This is a genomic window from Leclercia tamurae, assembly GCF_025566055.1.
Lineage (GTDB): Bacteria > Pseudomonadota > Gammaproteobacteria > Enterobacterales > Enterobacteriaceae > Enterobacter > Enterobacter tamurae.
Map to the genome: position 1 here is coordinate 163,358 of NZ_JAMHKS010000073.1, position 15,348 is coordinate 178,705.

General features: G+C 54.6%; 17 protein-coding genes and 2 tRNA genes. 9 read left to right on the forward strand and 10 right to left on the reverse strand.

Features of this window, described 5'->3' with window-relative positions:
* Positions 1-32: 32 nt before the first annotated feature.
* From M8318_RS12410 to orn, 3 genes are all read right to left on the reverse strand, one after another.
* Positions 33-108 (reverse strand) — tRNA-Gly (locus M8318_RS12410).
* A gap of 150 nt (positions 109-258) precedes the next feature.
* A tRNA-Gly gene (locus M8318_RS12415) sits at positions 259-334 on the reverse strand.
* Between the two features lie 198 nt (positions 335-532).
* On the reverse strand, positions 533-1,078 hold the full coding sequence (orn, locus tag M8318_RS12420; RefSeq protein WP_106994037.1) for an oligoribonuclease: 546 nt from the start codon (positions 1,076-1,078) through the stop codon (positions 533-535).
* Positions 1,079-1,185: 107 nt separating this feature from the next.
* Here orn and rsgA point away from each other — a divergent pair, with 107 nt between their 5' ends.
* From rsgA to mscM, 3 genes are all read left to right on the forward strand, one after another.
* On the forward strand, positions 1,186-2,238 hold the full coding sequence (gene rsgA / locus M8318_RS12425) for a small ribosomal subunit biogenesis GTPase RsgA (RefSeq protein WP_262662911.1): 1,053 nt from the start codon (positions 1,186-1,188) through the stop codon (positions 2,236-2,238).
* Between the two features lie 98 nt (positions 2,239-2,336).
* A complete protein-coding gene (gene asd, locus M8318_RS12430) occupies positions 2,337-3,305 on the forward strand; it encodes an archaetidylserine decarboxylase (protein WP_262662913.1) in 969 nt (322 codons plus the stop codon).
* A 16-nt stretch (positions 3,306-3,321) separates the two neighbouring features.
* Positions 3,322-6,645 carry a miniconductance mechanosensitive channel MscM gene (gene mscM, locus M8318_RS12435; protein WP_262662915.1) on the forward strand — a complete coding sequence of 1,108 codons (3,324 nt, stop codon included), beginning with the start codon at positions 3,322-3,324 and terminating at the stop codon, positions 6,643-6,645.
* Between the two features lie 49 nt (positions 6,646-6,694).
* Here the strand turns inward: mscM and M8318_RS12440 are convergent, their stop codons facing one another.
* From M8318_RS12440 to epmA, 3 genes are all read right to left on the reverse strand, one after another.
* Positions 6,695-7,012: a YjeO family protein gene (locus M8318_RS12440; protein WP_262662916.1), complete on the reverse strand. Its 318-nt coding sequence runs from the start codon at positions 7,010-7,012 to the stop codon at positions 6,695-6,697.
* Positions 7,012-7,722, reverse strand: a complete 711-nt coding sequence (locus M8318_RS12445; RefSeq protein ID WP_262662918.1) for a hypothetical protein — start codon at positions 7,720-7,722, stop codon at positions 7,012-7,014. Before M8318_RS12445 ends, M8318_RS12440 begins: the two co-directional genes overlap by 1 nt.
* Positions 7,723-7,890: 168 nt before the next feature.
* Positions 7,891-8,868 (reverse strand): elongation factor P--(R)-beta-lysine ligase, encoded by a 978-nt coding sequence (gene epmA / locus M8318_RS12450; RefSeq protein ID WP_166181376.1) that lies wholly within the window; start codon positions 8,866-8,868, stop codon positions 7,891-7,893.
* A gap of 310 nt (positions 8,869-9,178) precedes the next feature.
* On the opposite strand from epmA, the gene frdA reads away from it, so the two are divergent.
* The 5 genes from frdA to blc all read left to right on the forward strand — a co-directional run bounded on the left by frdA (position 9,179) and on the right by blc (position 13,089).
* Positions 9,179-10,969, forward strand: a complete 1,791-nt coding sequence (gene frdA / locus M8318_RS12455) for a fumarate reductase (quinol) flavoprotein subunit (RefSeq protein WP_262662919.1) — start codon at positions 9,179-9,181, stop codon at positions 10,967-10,969.
* A complete protein-coding gene (locus tag M8318_RS12460) occupies positions 10,962-11,696 on the forward strand; it encodes a succinate dehydrogenase/fumarate reductase iron-sulfur subunit (RefSeq protein WP_039028428.1) in 735 nt (244 codons plus the stop codon). The genes frdA and M8318_RS12460 overlap by 8 nt, the downstream gene beginning before the upstream one ends.
* A 10-nt stretch (positions 11,697-11,706) precedes the next feature.
* Positions 11,707-12,102, forward strand: a complete 396-nt coding sequence (gene frdC / locus M8318_RS12465; RefSeq protein ID WP_262662924.1) for a fumarate reductase subunit FrdC — start codon at positions 11,707-11,709, stop codon at positions 12,100-12,102.
* A gap of 10 nt (positions 12,103-12,112) precedes the next feature.
* Complete coding sequence (frdD, locus tag M8318_RS12470; protein WP_262662926.1) at positions 12,113-12,472, forward strand: fumarate reductase subunit FrdD; 360 nt, start codon at positions 12,113-12,115, stop codon at positions 12,470-12,472.
* An 86-nt stretch (positions 12,473-12,558) separates the two neighbouring features.
* Positions 12,559-13,089 (forward strand): outer membrane lipoprotein Blc, encoded by a 531-nt coding sequence (blc, locus tag M8318_RS12475; RefSeq protein WP_262662927.1) that lies wholly within the window; start codon positions 12,559-12,561, stop codon positions 13,087-13,089.
* Here the strand turns inward: blc and sugE are convergent.
* On the reverse strand, positions 13,086-13,403 hold the full coding sequence (gene sugE, locus M8318_RS12480) for a quaternary ammonium compound efflux SMR transporter SugE (RefSeq protein WP_106994027.1): 318 nt from the start codon (positions 13,401-13,403) through the stop codon (positions 13,086-13,088). The genes blc and sugE overlap by 4 nt on opposite strands.
* A gap of 270 nt (positions 13,404-13,673) precedes the next feature.
* Here sugE and M8318_RS12485 point away from each other — a divergent pair, with 270 nt between their 5' ends.
* Entirely contained in the window at positions 13,674-14,261 is a 588-nt protein-coding gene (locus M8318_RS12485) for a helix-turn-helix transcriptional regulator (protein WP_106994026.1), read from the forward strand.
* A gap of 50 nt (positions 14,262-14,311) precedes the next feature.
* Here M8318_RS12485 and ecnB read toward each other — a convergent pair whose 3' ends face one another.
* From ecnB to efp, 3 genes are all read right to left on the reverse strand, one after another.
* Positions 14,312-14,458, reverse strand: coding sequence for a lipoprotein toxin entericidin B (ecnB, locus tag M8318_RS12490; protein WP_106994025.1), 147 nt, complete (start codon positions 14,456-14,458; stop codon positions 14,312-14,314).
* A gap of 106 nt (positions 14,459-14,564) precedes the next feature.
* Positions 14,565-14,696: an entericidin A/B family lipoprotein gene (locus M8318_RS12495; RefSeq protein ID WP_106994024.1), complete on the reverse strand. Its 132-nt coding sequence runs from the start codon at positions 14,694-14,696 to the stop codon at positions 14,565-14,567.
* Between the two features lie 66 nt (positions 14,697-14,762).
* Entirely contained in the window at positions 14,763-15,329 is a 567-nt protein-coding gene (gene efp, locus M8318_RS12500) for an elongation factor P (RefSeq protein WP_032616155.1), read from the reverse strand.
* Positions 15,330-15,348 lie beyond the last annotated feature (19 nt).

A 15,348-nucleotide genomic window follows, 5' to 3' on the forward strand; every position in this document is an offset into this window, starting at 1 on the left:
GTGGTGCGTATCTTGCGATACCTTTCAAATTTTGGAGCGGGAAACGAGACTCGAACTCGCGACCCCGACCTTGGCAAGGTCGTGCTCTACCAACTGAGCTATTCCCGCTTAATCTTTGTCTTTCAAGCCGCCACTGCGTTGGCTGCCTTCACTCACCTTAGTCACTTACTTTAGTAAGCTCCCAAGGATTCGTTCAGTTGCCGCCTTGTTGCAACTTGAAATCCTGCGATTGGTGGTCTTACTGCACAGCGAAAGATTTGGAGCGGGAAACGAGACTCGAACTCGCGACCCCGACCTTGGCAAGGTCGTGCTCTACCAACTGAGCTATTCCCGCAAAATCTGTGCTGTCGTAACGATGAATTCTCTGTCGTTACGGGAGGCGCATTATACGAGAAATCCTTTCTGCTGCAACCCCCCCAAAAGCGTTTTTTTATAAATTCAGTTCAAGTGCTGCAATATTCGTCACATTGCGCATTTTTAAATCGTTTTAGCGATTTAGACCCGACAAGTGCTGCCCCGCCGGGCCTGCCGCTTACAATTTAATAAAATGTTCGCGGTAGTAAGCCAGCTCCGCCACTGATTCGCGGATATCGTCCATCGCCTGGTGAGTGCCCTGCTTTTTAAAGCCGTCCAGCATCTCCGGCTTCCAGCGACGGGCCAGCTCTTTCAGGGTGCTGACATCGAGATAACGGTAGTGGAAGTACGCTTCCAGCTCCGGCATGTACTTAAACAGGAAACGGCGATCCTGACCGATGCTGTTACCGCAGATCGGTGACTTGCCCTGTGGCACCCACTGCTTGAGGAACTCAATGGTGGCCAGCTCGGCTTCACGATCCCCCAGCGTACTGGCTTTAACACGTTCCACCAGCCCACTGCCGGTATGGGTGCGCACGTTCCAGTCATCCATCAGCGCCAGCTGCTCGTCGGACTGATGCACCGCAATGGTCGGCCCTTCCGCCAGCACATTCAGGTTCGCGTCGGTCACCAGCGTGGCGATCTCAATAATGCGATCGCGCTCGGGATCCAGTCCGGTCATCTCCAGATCGATCCAAATCAGATTGTTTTCATCTGCACTCATGTTATTTTCCACCCTTCTCGTATAACCGGCCGTGGCAGGTTAACTAGTATTAATTAGTGTGTATCATAGAGGTTTTGCCCAATATGGGCGACCAGGAGCCAGCACGATTGAGTAAAAATAAACTCTCCAAAGGGCAACAGCGCCGCGTGAAAGCCAATCACCAACGCCGTCTTAAAACCACTTCGGAGAAGGTCGATTACGACGACAACCTGTTTGGCGAACCCGCTGAAGGCGTGGTGATTAGCCGCTTCGGTATGCATGCTGATGTGGAATCGGGCGATGGCGACGTTCACCGCTGCAATATCCGCCGCACCATCCGCTCGCTGGTCACCGGTGACCGCGTGGTCTGGCGTCCGGGTAAAGCCGCCGCAGAAGGCGTGACGGTGAAAGGCATCGTGGAAGCCGTGCATGAGCGCACGTCGGTATTGACGCGCCCCGACTTCTACGACGGCGTAAAACCCATTGCCGCCAACATCAATCAGATCGTGATTGTCTCTGCGATCCTGCCTGAGCTGTCGCTGAATATTATCGACCGTTATCTCGTCGCCTGTGAAACCCTTGAAGTTGAGCCGCTGATTGTCCTGAATAAAATCGATCTGCTCGACGACGAAGGCATGGACTTCGTTAATGAGCAGATGGATACCTATCGCAAGATTGGCTATCGCGTGCTGATGGTCTCAAGCCGCAAGCAGGATGGCCTGAAGCCGCTCGAAGAGGCATTGACCGATCGCATCAGCATTTTTGCCGGTCAGTCCGGCGTGGGCAAATCCAGCCTGCTGAACAACCTGCTTGGTCTGCCGCAGGAGATCCTGACCAACGATGTCTCTGACAACTCCGGTCTGGGTCAGCACACCACCACCGCCTCGCGCCTGTATCACTTCCCGCATGGCGGCGACGTGATCGACTCCCCAGGGGTGCGTGAATTTGGTCTGTGGCATCTCGAGCCCGATCAAATCTTTAACGGCTTTGTCGAATTCCTCGACTATTTAGGCGCGTGTAAATACCGTGACTGTAAACACGATAACGACCCTGGCTGTGCCATTCGTGCCGCGGTCGAAAACGGTGAAATTGCTGAAACTCGCTTTGCAAACTATCACCATATTCTCGAAAGCATGGCGCAGGTAAAAACGCGTAAAAGCTTTTCTGAATCTGATGACTGACAACTAAGCTAAGCGTCGCTAAAATCGTCCCCTTTTTTCAGGTTCCGGCTGTCTTGCAGCCGGATCAGGAACGACAAAACAATGGCCTGGAGGCTACCTTGTTAAACTCATTTAAACTTTCGCTTCAATACATTCTGCCGAAACTGTGGCTCACTCGCCTGGCGGGCTGGGGCGCGAGCAAACGAGCGGGCTGGCTGACTAAGCTGGTGATCGATCTGTTCGTGAAATACTACAAGGTCGACATGAAAGAGGCGCAGAAGCCGGATACCGCCAGCTACCGCACCTTCAACGATTTCTTTGTGCGTGCCCTGCGTGATGAAGTGCGTCCGCTGAATACCGACCCGAACGTGCTGGTAATGCCTGCTGACGGCGTGATCAGCCAGCTGGGTGCGATCGAAAACGACAAGATCCTGCAGGCCAAAGGCCATAACTACAGCCTGGAAGCCCTGCTGGCAGGTAACTACCTGATGGCGGATCTGTTCCGCAATGGTTCCTTTGCCACCACCTACCTGTCGCCACGCGACTATCACCGCGTGCATATGCCGTGCAACGGCATTCTGCGGGAGATGATCTACGTTCCGGGCGATCTGTTCTCGGTAAACCATCTGACTGCGCAAAACGTGCCGAACCTTTTTGCCCGTAACGAGCGCGTTATCTGCCTGTTCGATACTGAGTTTGGCCCAATGGCGCAGATTCTGGTGGGTGCCACCATTGTCGGCAGCATTGAGACCGTCTGGGCGGGCACCGTTACGCCGCCGCGCGAAGGCGTGATCAAACGCTGGACCTGGCCTGAAGGTGAAAACGAAGGCTCCGTGGCGCTGCTGAAGGGCCAGGAGATGGGCCGCTTCAAACTCGGCTCAACCGTCATTAACCTGTTTGCACCGGGTAAAGTGAAGCTGGTCGAGCAGCTCGAAAGCCTGTCGGTCACCAAACTCGGCCAGCCGCTGGCGGTGTCGACGGAAACCTTCATGACATCGGATGCAGAACCTGCCCCGCTGTCCGACGAAGAGATTGCCGCCGAACTCGAAGCCAGCCCGCTGGTTGATGACAAAAAAGACGAAAGCTAAGTAAAGGTAAACTGACGTGCGCCTGATTATCACTTTGCTGATGGCCTGGTGCCTCAGTACGGGGGCGTACGCCGCTACGGCCCCCGACAGCAAACAAATCTCACAGGAACTGGAGCAGGCGAAGGCGGCAAAGCCCGCCCAGCCGGAAACCGTTGAGGCTCTCGAGGCTGCGCTGAACGCGCTTGAGGAGCGTAAAGGCTCCCTTGAGCGTGCCACGCAGTATCAGCAGGTCATCGATAACTTCCCCAAACTGTCCCAAACCCTGCGCGCGCAGCTGAACGATCTGCGTGAAGAGCCGCGCCAGGTCCCTGCGGGCATGACCTCTGACACCCTGAATCAGGAGATCCTGCAGGTCAGCAGCCAGTTACTGGAAAAAACCCGTCAGGCGCAGCAGGAGCAGGAGCGCGCCCGCGACATCGCTGACTCTCTGACCCAGCTGCCTCAGCAACAAACCGATGCCCGCCGTCAGCTCAATGAGGTTGAACGCCGGGCCGGGGCGCAAACCGGCAATACCGCTCTTAGCCAGGCTCAAACTCTGGGCATCCAGGCGGAATCCGCCAGGTTAAAAGCGCTGGTGGATGAACTGGAGCTGGCGCAGCTGTCGGCCAACAATCGCCAGGAGCTGGCGCGTATGCGCTCTGAGCTGGCGAAAAAGCAGAGCGAGCAGCTGGATGCTTATCTCCAGGCGCTGCGCAATCAACTCAACAGCCAGCGCCAGCAAGAAGCTGAGCGGGCGCTGGAGAGCACCGAACTGCTGGCAGAGAACAGCGAGAATCTGCCCGCCGGGATCGTCGAGCAGTTTAAGGTCAACCGCGAGCTCTCTGCCGCGCTGAACCAGCAGGCCCAGCGCATGGATCTGGTGGCCTCCCAGCAACGCCAGGCGACCAATCAAACCCTGCAGGTGCGTCAGGCGCTGAATACGCTGCGCGAACAGTCGCAGTGGCTCGGTTCGTCAAACCTGCTTGGTGAAGCCCTGCGCGCCCAGGTTGCCCGCTTGCCCGAAATGCCAAAACCTCAGCAGCTTGATACCGAAATGGCGCAGCTGCGTGTGCAGCGTCTGCGCTTTGAAGATCAACTCAACAAGCAGCCGCAGCTGCGCCAGATCCACCAGCCCGACGGCAAAGTGCTCACCGCCGAGCAAAACCGCATTCTGGAAGCCCAGCTGCGCACGCAGCGTGAATTACTCAATTCACTGTTGCAGGGCGGCGATACGCTGCTGCTTGAGCTGACCAAACTGAAGGTCTCCAACAGCCAGCTGGAAGATGCGTTAAAAGAGGTTAACGAGGCGACGCACCGCTACCTGTTCTGGACCTCGGACGTGCGGCCGATCTCCTTCTCCTGGCCGATTGATATTGTTCAGGATCTGCGGCGTTTGATTTCGCTGGATACCTTCAGCCAGCTTGGCAAAGCCAGCGTGATGATGCTCACCAGCAAGGAGACGATTTTCCCGCTGCTGGGCGCGCTGATTCTGGTTGGGTTCAGCATTTACTCCCGCCGACACTTCACCCGCTTCCTCGACCGCTCCAGCGCGCGCGTCGGCAAGGTGACCCAGGACCATTTCTGGCTCACGCTGCGCACGGTCTTCTGGTCGATTCTGGTCGCCTCGCCGCTGCCGGTACTGTGGATGACTCTCGGCTATGGCCTGCGCGAAGCCTGGCCTTATCCACTGGCGGTGGCCATTGGCTACGGGGTGACGGCCACCGTACCGCTACTGTGGGTGGTGATGATCTGCGCCACCTTCGCCCGCCCGAATGGCCTGTTTGTCGCCCACTTTGGCTGGCCGCGTAACCGCGTGGCGCGGGCGATGCGCTACTACCTGATGAGCATCGGGCTGATTGTGCCGCTGATCATGGCCCTGATCATGTTTGATAACCTCAACGACCGGGAGTTTTCCGGATCGCTCGGGCGGCTGTGCTTTATCCTGATTTGTGGTGCGCTGGCGGTAGTGACGCTGAGCCTGAAGAAGGCCGGGATCCCGCTCTATCTCGACAAAGAGGGCAGCGGCGATAACATGGTTAACCATATGCTGTGGAATTTGCTGCTCAGCGCCCCGCTGGCGGCGATTCTGGCGGCGGCGGTCGGCTATCTGGCCACCGCCCAGGCGCTGCTGGCGCGTCTTGAAACCTCGGTGGCGATCTGGTTCCTGCTGCTGGTGGTCTACCACGTTATCCGGCGCTGGATGCTGATTCAGCGTCGTCGTCTGGCCTTCGACCGGGCGAAAAACCGCCGGGCCGAAATCCTCGCCCAGCGTGCGCGCGGCGAAGAAGAGCCAGCTCACATGCTCAGCACGGAAGGCACGGTAGAAGTCGATGAAACCGAGCTGGATCTGGATGCCATCAGTACCCAGTCCCTGCGCCTGGTCCGCTCCATTCTGATGCTGGTCGCCCTGCTGTCCGTCATTGTGCTGTGGTCGGAAATTCATTCAGCGTTTGGCTTCCTGGAGAACATCACTCTCTGGGATGTGACCTCGACGGTTCAGGGCGTGGAGAGTCTGGAGCCGATTACGCTCGGGGCGGTGCTGATAGCCATTCTGGTGTTCATCATCACCACCCAGCTGATCCGTAACTTCCCGGCGCTGCTGGAGCTGGCCCTGTTACAGCATCTGGATTTAACGCCGGGCACCGGCTACGCCATTACCACCATCACCAAATATCTGCTGATGGTGTTTGGCGGGCTGGTGGGCTTCTCGATGATCGGCATTGAGTGGTCGAAGTTGCAGTGGCTGGTGGCCGCGCTCGGGGTCGGGCTCGGGTTTGGCTTGCAGGAGATCTTCGCCAACTTTATCTCGGGCCTGATCATCCTGTTTGAGAAGCCGATCCGTATTGGCGATACCGTAACGATCCGCGATCTGACCGGCAGCATTACGAAGATCAACACCCGCGCCACCACCATCAGCGACTGGGACCGTAAAGAGATCATTGTCCCTAACAAGGCGTTTATCACCGAGCAGTTTATTAACTGGTCGCTGTCGGACTCCGTGACGCGTGTGGTGCTGACCGTGCCGGCCCCGTCGGATGCCAACAGCGAAGAGGTGACGCAAATTCTCTATACTGCGGCCGAGCGCTGTTCGCTGGTGATCAGCACGCCGGAGCCGGAAGTGTTCCTAGTGGATTTACAGCAGGGGATCCAGATTTTCGAACTGCGTATTTACGCGGCCGAGATGGGCCATCGCATGCCGCTGCGCCATGAGATCCACCAGCTGATTCTGGCGGGCTTCCGTGAGCACGGTATCGATATGCCGTTCCCACCGTTCCAGATGCGTCTGGAAACGCTGGACGGGCGTAAGACCGGAAGAACCTTGACGTCGGCGGCGAAGTCGCGCCCGGCGGGGAGTTTGTAATGAACAAATACCGGTCATGGACAATGGCCGGTATTCTTCGCGATAAGTCTTACCACAGACAGAGCTTATAGCGGATAAAAAATTGCCATAACCAGTAACCGCTGATAAGAAGAGTTATGATATAAATAAACCAATACCGTTTCTTTTTAATGAAGATGGCATAAATTGCCGGAAAAAATACAGGTAATGAGAAGAAAATTCCAACATCGCGTATATCATCATTCGCAATAGAACGCATGAGGTCACAAATATTATTAATATCCCCATAACCTATCCACCACTCTTTATCCTGAACAGAGCAGAATACAATCCAAAAAAGAGAAATAATAGCCCATAAAAAACCCAACGTAAATACTTTCCAGGTCATTATAAGCTCCCTAGCATTTCCATTATAGTCTGTTTTTTTTGAATGATATGGCGTCCATACTCACTATATTCTCGCGTGGGTGAACCTACAGGAGCATGAATGGAATTGATGATATCAGTTGCGCTTCGTTGTACTCCTCGATTGTAACGTGAACCAGCAAGTATAATTTGCTCATCTGTAAGTGTTGCAGTATTGATACCGGGGTTATCATACAAAATTAAGTCACGCAAATGAAAAGCCACTACACGAATGTTAAAGCTATTATCTAATAAGCATTGAGCAAGCCGGAACTGCTGAAAACGATCAAGAGCTTTAAGATCGATACCCAAGGTTTGTGCGGCAACACCTAATTGAATAGCGATCGAACCAACTGATGTTGTATTTGAGTGTTTATTCTTTTTATTTAATAGTTCATCTATTACTTGCTTTGCTTGAAGAACGCCAAATCCTTTAAATCTTTCTGGCATTCCTCCTACTTCTGACACAGCAACCCCGGCCAACAGAAGCACAGGAATTTGTGCTTCTTTAGCATACTGTTTAATCATATTTTTATGATATATAAACCACGCACTCTTATAAATCCATAAATATGCATCACCGGTCATGTACTTCCAGCTGGTGGGAATAATATACCAACGAAAAGCATCAAAACCATCCCAGTGCGGAAAACCATATTCATTAACCCGGCAAAAAAGCAAAGATTCATTCATATTATAAATCCCTTTATTAATGATCCATTGGAAGGGAATTTATAAATTGATTGCTTATTTTTCACAAGTCAAATAAATATTGTCTCTCAACTATTAATTAAGCTTGTATCAGGCATAAAATGAACAATAAAGGCCGTACGGGCGACTTACCAGCCGCCCTTTCAGAAATCAGGCGCGGTCTACGGTAAACGCAATCACATCACCCAACTGCTCAGCGCCCAGCGCCAGCATCACCAGACGATCAACACCCAGCGCCACGCCGGAGCAGTCCGGCAAGCCAGCTTTTAACGCGCCCAGCAGATTGTGGTCGATGGGCTGCTGCGGCAGGCCGCGCGCGGCGCGCTTGCGGTTATCCTGATCGAAACGCTGCTGCTGTTCACGGGCATCCGTCAGTTCGTGGAAACCATTCGCCAGCTCAATACCTTTAAAGTAGACCTCGAAACGCTCCGCTACGCGGTGATCTTCGGTGCTGATCTGGGCCAGTGACGCCTGGCTTGCCGGGAAGTGATAGACAAAGGTCGGGCGATCTTTGCCAATCTGCGGCTCAACGCCAAAGGTAAAGAGCAGCTGCAGCAGCGTGTCGCGATCTTCTTCAGTATCGGCAACATTGCTGAGATCCAGTTTTGCCGCCGCTTCGCGCAGCTGGGTTTTGTCCGCAGAGAGCGGATCAATCTCCAGATGGCGCTGGAAAACCTGCTGGTAAGAGAGTGTTTCAGCTTCCGGGCACTCCAGGACCTGCTGCAGCAGATCGTCCACCTCATTCATCAGGCGATACATATCATAGTGCGGGCGGTACCACTCCAGCATGGTGAATTCAGGGTTGTGATGACGCCCCATCTCTTCATTGCGGAAACTGCGGCACAGCTGATATACCGGCCCACATCCGGCCGCCAGCAGGCGCTTCATGTGGTATTCCGGGCTGGTCATCAGGTAGAGATTCATTCCCTGGGAGTGACCAGGACCAACAAAACGGGTTTCAAACGGCACCAGATGAATATCCGTTACCGTCGCCTGGCTCATGCAGGGCGTTTCCACCTCCAGCACACCGCGATCGGCAAAGAAGCGGCGAATCTCCGCCATAATTGCTGCGCGTTTTAACAGATTGGGGATGGATGCGCTCGGCTGCCAGGTGGCCGTTTCGCTCATGAGAATTTCTCCGATTTCAGACAAGGGGACGAAGTCTACTCGTAACCCATGGCGGAGACAAATTTTGCACAGTCAATTTTGTGGTTTTCATAACTCCCAATAATTTCGTGACGTGATTCATCAATTGCAATGATAAATCCAGCGAAAGAACCGCAAAAAAATCGAACACGTCAAATTTCCCTTTCTTTCCTGGGGCTATACTGCGTTACCCATAAAGGAGCAGTGGAATCGCTTTCGCATTTGCCCTCCCCGGCCGTGCACTACCTTAGGGTAGGTGAGATGCGAAATATCAAAAATCTGGAGGAATGTCGTGCATACCTTTCAAGCCGATCTTGCCATTATTGGCGCAGGCGGAGCGGGATTACGCGCAGCGATTGCTGCAGCCCAGGCTAACCCAAACGCTAAAATTGCCCTGATTTCAAAAGTCTACCCGATGCGCAGCCATACGGTCGCCGCTGAAGGGGGATCCGCTGCCGTCGCGCAGGATCATGACAGCTTTGATTATCACTTTCACGACACCGTAGCCGGTGGTGACTGGCTTTGTGAGCAGGATGTCGTTGATTATTTCGTGCATCATTGCCCGACGGAGATGACCCAACTGGAGCAGTGGGGTTGCCCGTGGAGCCGCCGTGATGACGGCAGCGTCAACGTGCGTCGCTTCGGCGGCATGAAGATTGAGCGTACCTGGTTTGCCGCCGATAAGACCGGCTTCCATATGCTCCACACCCTGTTCCAGACCTCGCTGCAGTTCCCCCAGATCCAACGCTTCGACGAACATTTCGTTCTCGACATTCTGGTTGATGACGGCCACGCCCGCGGTCTGGTGGCGATGAACATGATGGAAGGGACGCTGGTTCAGATCCGCGCCAATGCCGTGGTGATGGCGACCGGTGGTGCCGGACGTGTTTACCGCTATAACACCAATGGCGGCATCGTGACCGGCGACGGGATGGGCATGGCGCTGCAGCACGGCGTTCCGCTGCGTGACATGGAGTTCGTCCAGTATCACCCGACCGGCCTGCCGGGTTCCGGCATTCTAATGACGGAAGGCTGCCGCGGTGAAGGCGGGATTCTGGTCAATAAAGATGGCTATCGCTATCTGCAGGATTACGGCATGGGCCCGGAAACCCCGCTGGGTGAACCGAAGAACAAATATATGGAGCTCGGCCCGCGGGATAAAGTCTCTCAGGCCTTCTGGCACGAGTGGCGCAAAGGCAACACCATCCCCACCCCACGCGGCGATGTGGTCTATCTCGACCTGCGCCACCTGGGCGAGAAGAAACTGCTGGAACGTCTGCCGTTCATCTGTGAACTGTCAAAAGCCTATGTCGGCGTCGATCCGGTTAAAGATCCGATCCCGGTACGTCCAACCGCACACTACACCATGGGCGGTATCGAAACCGATCAACAGTGCGAAACCCGTATCCAGGGCCTGTTTGCGGTGGGTGAATGCTCCTCCGTTGGTCTGCATGGCGCTAACCGCCTGGGATCTAACTCGCTGGCCGAGCTGGTGGTGTTTGGCCGTCTCGCGGGTGAGCAGGCGATGGCGCGTGCCGCGACGGCCGGCGCCGCTAACGGTGCTGCGCTCGATGCGCAGGTTGCCGATGTTGAGCAGCGCCTGAAAAACCTGGTGAATCAGGAAGGCAGTGAGAACTGGGCGAAGATCCGCGATGAGATGGGGCTGTCCATGGAAGAAGGCTGCGGCATTTACCGTACGCCGGAGCTGATGCAGAAAACCGTCGACAAGCTGGCTGAGCTGCAGGAGCGCTTCAAGCGCGTGCGGGTGACGGACACCTCCAGCGTCTTCAACACCGATCTGCTTTATACCATTGAGCTGGGCCACGGCCTGAACGTGGCCGAATGCATGGCGCACTCCGCCCTGGCGCGTAAAGAGTCGCGCGGCGCTCATCAGCGTCTGGACGAAGGCTGCACGGAACGTGACGACGTCAACTTCCTCAAGCATACCCTGGCTTATCGCGACGCGGACGGCACAACACGTCTGGACTACAGCGACGTGAAGATCACCACGCTGCCACCGGCAAAACGCGTTTACGGTGCAGAAGCGGAAGCAGCCGAGAAGAAGGAGACGATCAATGGCTGAGATGCAAACTCTGAAAGTCGAAGTGGTGCGCTACAACCCGGAAGTGGACAGCGCGCCGCACAGCACGTTCTATGAGGTCCCTTACGATGAGCAGACCTCGCTCCTGGATGCGCTGGGCTACATCAAAGACAACCTGGCGCCGGACCTGAGCTACCGCTGGTCCTGCCGGATGGCGATTTGCGGCTCCTGCGGCATGATGGTCAACAAAGTGCCTAAGCTGGCCTGCAAGACCTTCCTACGCGAATACCCGAAAGGGATGAAGGTTGAAGCCCTGGCTAACTTCCCGATTGAGCGCGATCTGGTGGTCGACATGACTCACTTTATCGAAAGCCTGGAAGCCATTAAGCCGTACATCATCGGCAACCCGCGCACGCCGGATCAGGGGCCGAACAAGCAAACCCCGGCGCAGATGGCCAAGTATCACCAGTTCTCCGGCTGTATTAACTGTGGCCTGTGCTATGCCGCCTGCCCGCAGTTTGGCCTGAATCCGGAGTTTATCGGCCCGGCCGCCATTACTCTGGCGCATCGCTATAACGAAGACAGCCGCGATCACGGGAAGAAAGAACGTATGGCGCAGCTGAACGGCCAGAACGGCGTCTGGACCTGTACCTTTGTCGGCTACTGCTCGGAAGTCTGTCCGAAGCACGTCGACCCGGCCGCCGCGATCCAACAGGGCAAAGTAGAAAGCTCGAAAGACTTTCTTATCGCTACCCTGAAACCACGCTAAGGAGTGCATGATGACGACTAAACGCAAAGCCTATGTACGGCCGATGCCGTCCACCTGGTGGAAAAATCTGCCGTTTTATCGCTTCTATATGCTGCGTGAAGGCACGGCGATACCGGCGGTATGGTTCAGCATCGAACTGATATACGGCCTGTTTGCCCTTAAGCACGGTCCGGAAACCTGGGCCGGTTTTGTCGGGTTTCTGCAGAACCCGATTGTGGTGATCCTGAATATCATCGTGCTGGCGGCAGCGCTGTTGCATACCAAAACCTGGTTTGAGCTGGCACCGAAAGCGGCAAATATTATCGTCAAAAACGAAAAACTGGGGCCAGAGCCGATCATCAAAGGCCTCTGGGCGGTAACTGCGGTCGTGACCGTGGTAATTCTTGGCGTAGCCCTGTTCTGGTAAGGAGACCACTGTGATTAATCCAACTCCAAAACGTTCTGACGAGCCCGTCTTCTGGGGGCTCTTTGGGGCAGGCGGCATGTGGTGCGCCATTATCGCACCGGTCATTATTCTGCTGGTAGGCTTTATGCTGCCGCTGGGGCTCTACCCCGGCGATGCGCTGAGCTATGAGCGGGTACTGGCTTTTGCCCACAGCATTATTGGGCGGCTATTCATCTTCCTGATGATTGTTCTGCCGCTGTGGTGTGGTCTGCACCGTATTCATCACGCCATGCACGACCTGAAGATCCACGTCCCTAACGGGAAATGGGTGTTCTACGGTCTGGCGGCCATTCTGAGCGTGGTCACCCTGGTTGCCGTTGTCTTTATGTGATCCTCCCCCGCTCTCCTGCCTGCCGGTGGGAGAGCAAAATTCCAGACAGGTTCTACACTTATCAAAAATCCTGTAAGGAAATGCCTATGCGCATCCTGCCCGTCATCGCCGCCGTTGCCGCTGCATTTCTGGTTGTTGCCTGTAGCGCTCCCACCCCGCCCCCGGGCGTGACTGTCGTCCGGCCCTTCAACGCCCAACAATTCATGGGCACCTGGTATGAAATCGCCCGTTTTGACCATCGCTTTGAACGTGCCCTGCAAAAGGTAACGGCCCACTACAGCCTGATGAGCGACGGCGGGATCCAGGTTATTAACCGGGGCTACAATCCTGAGCGCGGCATGTGGCAAAAAGTGACGGGGAAAGCGTACTTTACCGGCGCGTCTGACACCGCCGCGCTGAAGGTCTCTTTCATCGGGCCTTTTTATGGCGGCTATAACGTGATTGCGCTGGATAGGGATTATCAGCATGCGCTGGTGTGCGGGCCTAATCGTGACTACCTGTGGATCCTCGCCCGCACACCGACGATTTCAGATGAGATGAAACAGCGGTTACTGACTTCTGCCACCCGTCAGGGCTTTGATGTCAGCCAGCTGGTCTGGATTGAACAGCCTCATTAATGGGTGCTGAGCTTCAACCCAATAATGCCCGCGACAATCAATGCGAGGCTGGCGATGCGCGCCAGGCTCGCAGACTCACCCAGCAGTAAAATGCCGGTAATGGCCGCGCCTACTGCACCAATCCCCGTCCACACCGCATAAGCCGTCCCTACAGGCAGCGAACGCATGGCCCACGAGAGCAGCACAATGCTCACGATCATCGCAGAAACGGTAATAATGCTGGGAGTGAGACGCGTAAACCCGTGGGTGTATTTCAGGCCAATGGCCCAAACCACTTCGAGTAAACCGGCAATAAAGAGAATAATCCAGGGCATACAGGCTCCTTAACTTAAACAACAGTTGGGGCCGTCCCCGATGAGAGAAGCGCTTACAGGTCGTCCCGTAAGGCAGGTGAACGATTTATTGTGAAGAGCATGAATTCATTTTTCAACTGCTTTGTTTAAGGCATCACTTCAGCGGCTGAAAGCAAGAAATAGACGTAATTAGCAACGAAATTCCTTCATTTATAACTCATCCGACTTCTTTACTATGAGCTACTTCCTGAAAGCAGGAAGCGACAACACTTTGCCGATTGCGAAAAACAAATGTTCAAAATTCTTTTGATTGACCGGTGTCATTACACCCGCATGGGCCTGGAAATGTGGATCAATCATTCAGGGCTGTTCCCCTCCCCCGTTTTGGTGACGGGCCTCAACAATCTCTTTCTGGCCAGGGAGCATATCCTGCAATGGAAACCGACGCTGGTGATTGCAGATTTGCAGGGGTTTACGTCAGATATTCAGCATATCCAGCAGCTCTCTTCTCTGATGAGCGCCAGTGAAACCGTGCCTTTTGTTTTGCTGCAATCAGATGAGCAACCTGAAACCTCGGCCTTTATGAACACCTTTCCTCTGTGGGCATCGTTGGCCAAAAAGACCTCGCTGGAGGTTCTGGCGCAAACCATTAATGAGGTATTAGCCTCACAGGAAATCAGTGAACCTGCGGTGGTCGCGACGCCATTGCTGACGCGTCAGGAAGAGAAGGTGTTAACGCTATGGATGGACGGGGCCAGCAACCAGAAGATTGCCAGTAAGCTGAGCATTCACGGAAAGACGGTATACACCTACAAGCGCAATATTCGGATGAAATTGCACATGGATACGCGATACTCACCGTTTTTGTCGCTGCCCTGACAGGTAAAACTGAGGGTACGGCGACGTATTCAGCCCCGTACCGCCCAAGATTACTGCTGTGCTTTAGTTGCCGCACCAGAGATCGCGCTACCGCCAGTGGAGATATCCTCACCGACGCCACGAGTGGTATTACAGGCAGTTAGTACTGACGAAAGCACCAGAACAGAAAAGATCGCTACAAATGTTTTCTTAAGCATAATGTCTTCCTTTTTTAGCCAAAGTTATTGTGTACAGCAACATAAGCATAGCCAGGATCCCGGCGAGTGACGGAAAAGGAAGAATTTTTAGGAAAAGTAGAAAGAATCAGGAGGCGGCGCGCGAAATAGCGTGACCCAGACTTTTAATGTCTTCCCCGACGCCACGGGCTGTGTTGCATCCGGAAAGCAGAGAACTGGCAAGAACCATCAGCAGTAAAATTTTGATTGTGTGCTGCATCGTCCATGAACCTTCTTTAGGTCGATAAGGCGCAGCAGAACACTGCGCCTTTCATCCCGAAGTGAATTACTTCACGCGAGAAACGTATTCACCAGAGCGGGTATCTACTTTGATGATTTCGCCAGTCTGGACGAACAGTGGAACTTTAACCACTGCACCGGTAGACAGCTTGGCTGGCTTACCGCCAGTACCTGCGGTGTCGCCTTTCAGACCTGGATCGGTTTCAACGATTTCCAGTTCAACGAAGTTTGGTGGGGTCACAGCGATAGGCTGGCCGTTCCACAGGGTTACGATGCACTCCGCCTGATCCAGCAGCCATTTAGCGCTGTCACCCACGGCTTTCTCGTCAGCAGACAGCTGCTCGAAAGTGGAGTTGTTCATGAAGTGGTAGAATTCACCGTCGTTGTAGAGGTAGGTCAGGTTCATATCAACAACGTCTGCGCCTTCAGCGGAGTCGGTGGATTTGAAGGTTTTCTCTACACGGGTACCGGTCAGCAGGCGACGCAGCTTAACGCGTGCGAATGCCTGACCTTTACCTGGTTTAACGAATTCGCTGGCTTCAACCGCGTACGGTTCGCCGTCCATCATGATTTTAAGACCGGCACGAAAATCGTTGCTATAGTAAGTCGCCATAAGGCCCTCTGAAATTGTT

Excerpts from the sequence above, each read along its gene's own strand:
- blc (WP_262662927.1), top strand. The coding sequence starts at position 12,559 with ATGCGCATCCTGCCCGTCATCGCCGCCGTTGCCGCTGCATTTCTGGTT.
- sugE (WP_106994027.1), bottom strand. The coding sequence starts at position 13,403 with ATGCCCTGGATTATTCTCTTTATTGCCGGTTTACTCGAAGTGGTTTGG.
- epmA (WP_166181376.1), bottom strand. The coding sequence starts at position 8,868 with ATGAGCGAAACGGCCACCTGGCAGCCGAGCGCATCCATCCCCAATCTG.
- frdC (WP_262662924.1), top strand. The coding sequence starts at position 11,707 with ATGACGACTAAACGCAAAGCCTATGTACGGCCGATGCCGTCCACCTGG.
- M8318_RS12440 (WP_262662916.1), bottom strand. The coding sequence starts at position 7,012 with ATGACCTGGAAAGTATTTACGTTGGGTTTTTTATGGGCTATTATTTCT.
- M8318_RS12485 (WP_106994026.1), top strand. The coding sequence starts at position 13,674 with ATGTTCAAAATTCTTTTGATTGACCGGTGTCATTACACCCGCATGGGC.
- efp (WP_032616155.1), bottom strand. The coding sequence starts at position 15,329 with ATGGCGACTTACTATAGCAACGATTTTCGTGCCGGTCTTAAAATCATG.
- ecnB (WP_106994025.1), bottom strand. The coding sequence starts at position 14,458 with ATGCTTAAGAAAACATTTGTAGCGATCTTTTCTGTTCTGGTGCTTTCG.
- M8318_RS12460 (WP_039028428.1), top strand. The coding sequence starts at position 10,962 with ATGGCTGAGATGCAAACTCTGAAAGTCGAAGTGGTGCGCTACAACCCG.
- M8318_RS12445 (WP_262662918.1), bottom strand. The coding sequence starts at position 7,722 with ATGAATGAATCTTTGCTTTTTTGCCGGGTTAATGAATATGGTTTTCCG.
- orn (WP_106994037.1), bottom strand. The coding sequence starts at position 1,078 with ATGAGTGCAGATGAAAACAATCTGATTTGGATCGATCTGGAGATGACC.
- M8318_RS12495 (WP_106994024.1), bottom strand. The coding sequence starts at position 14,696 with ATGCAGCACACAATCAAAATTTTACTGCTGATGGTTCTTGCCAGTTCT.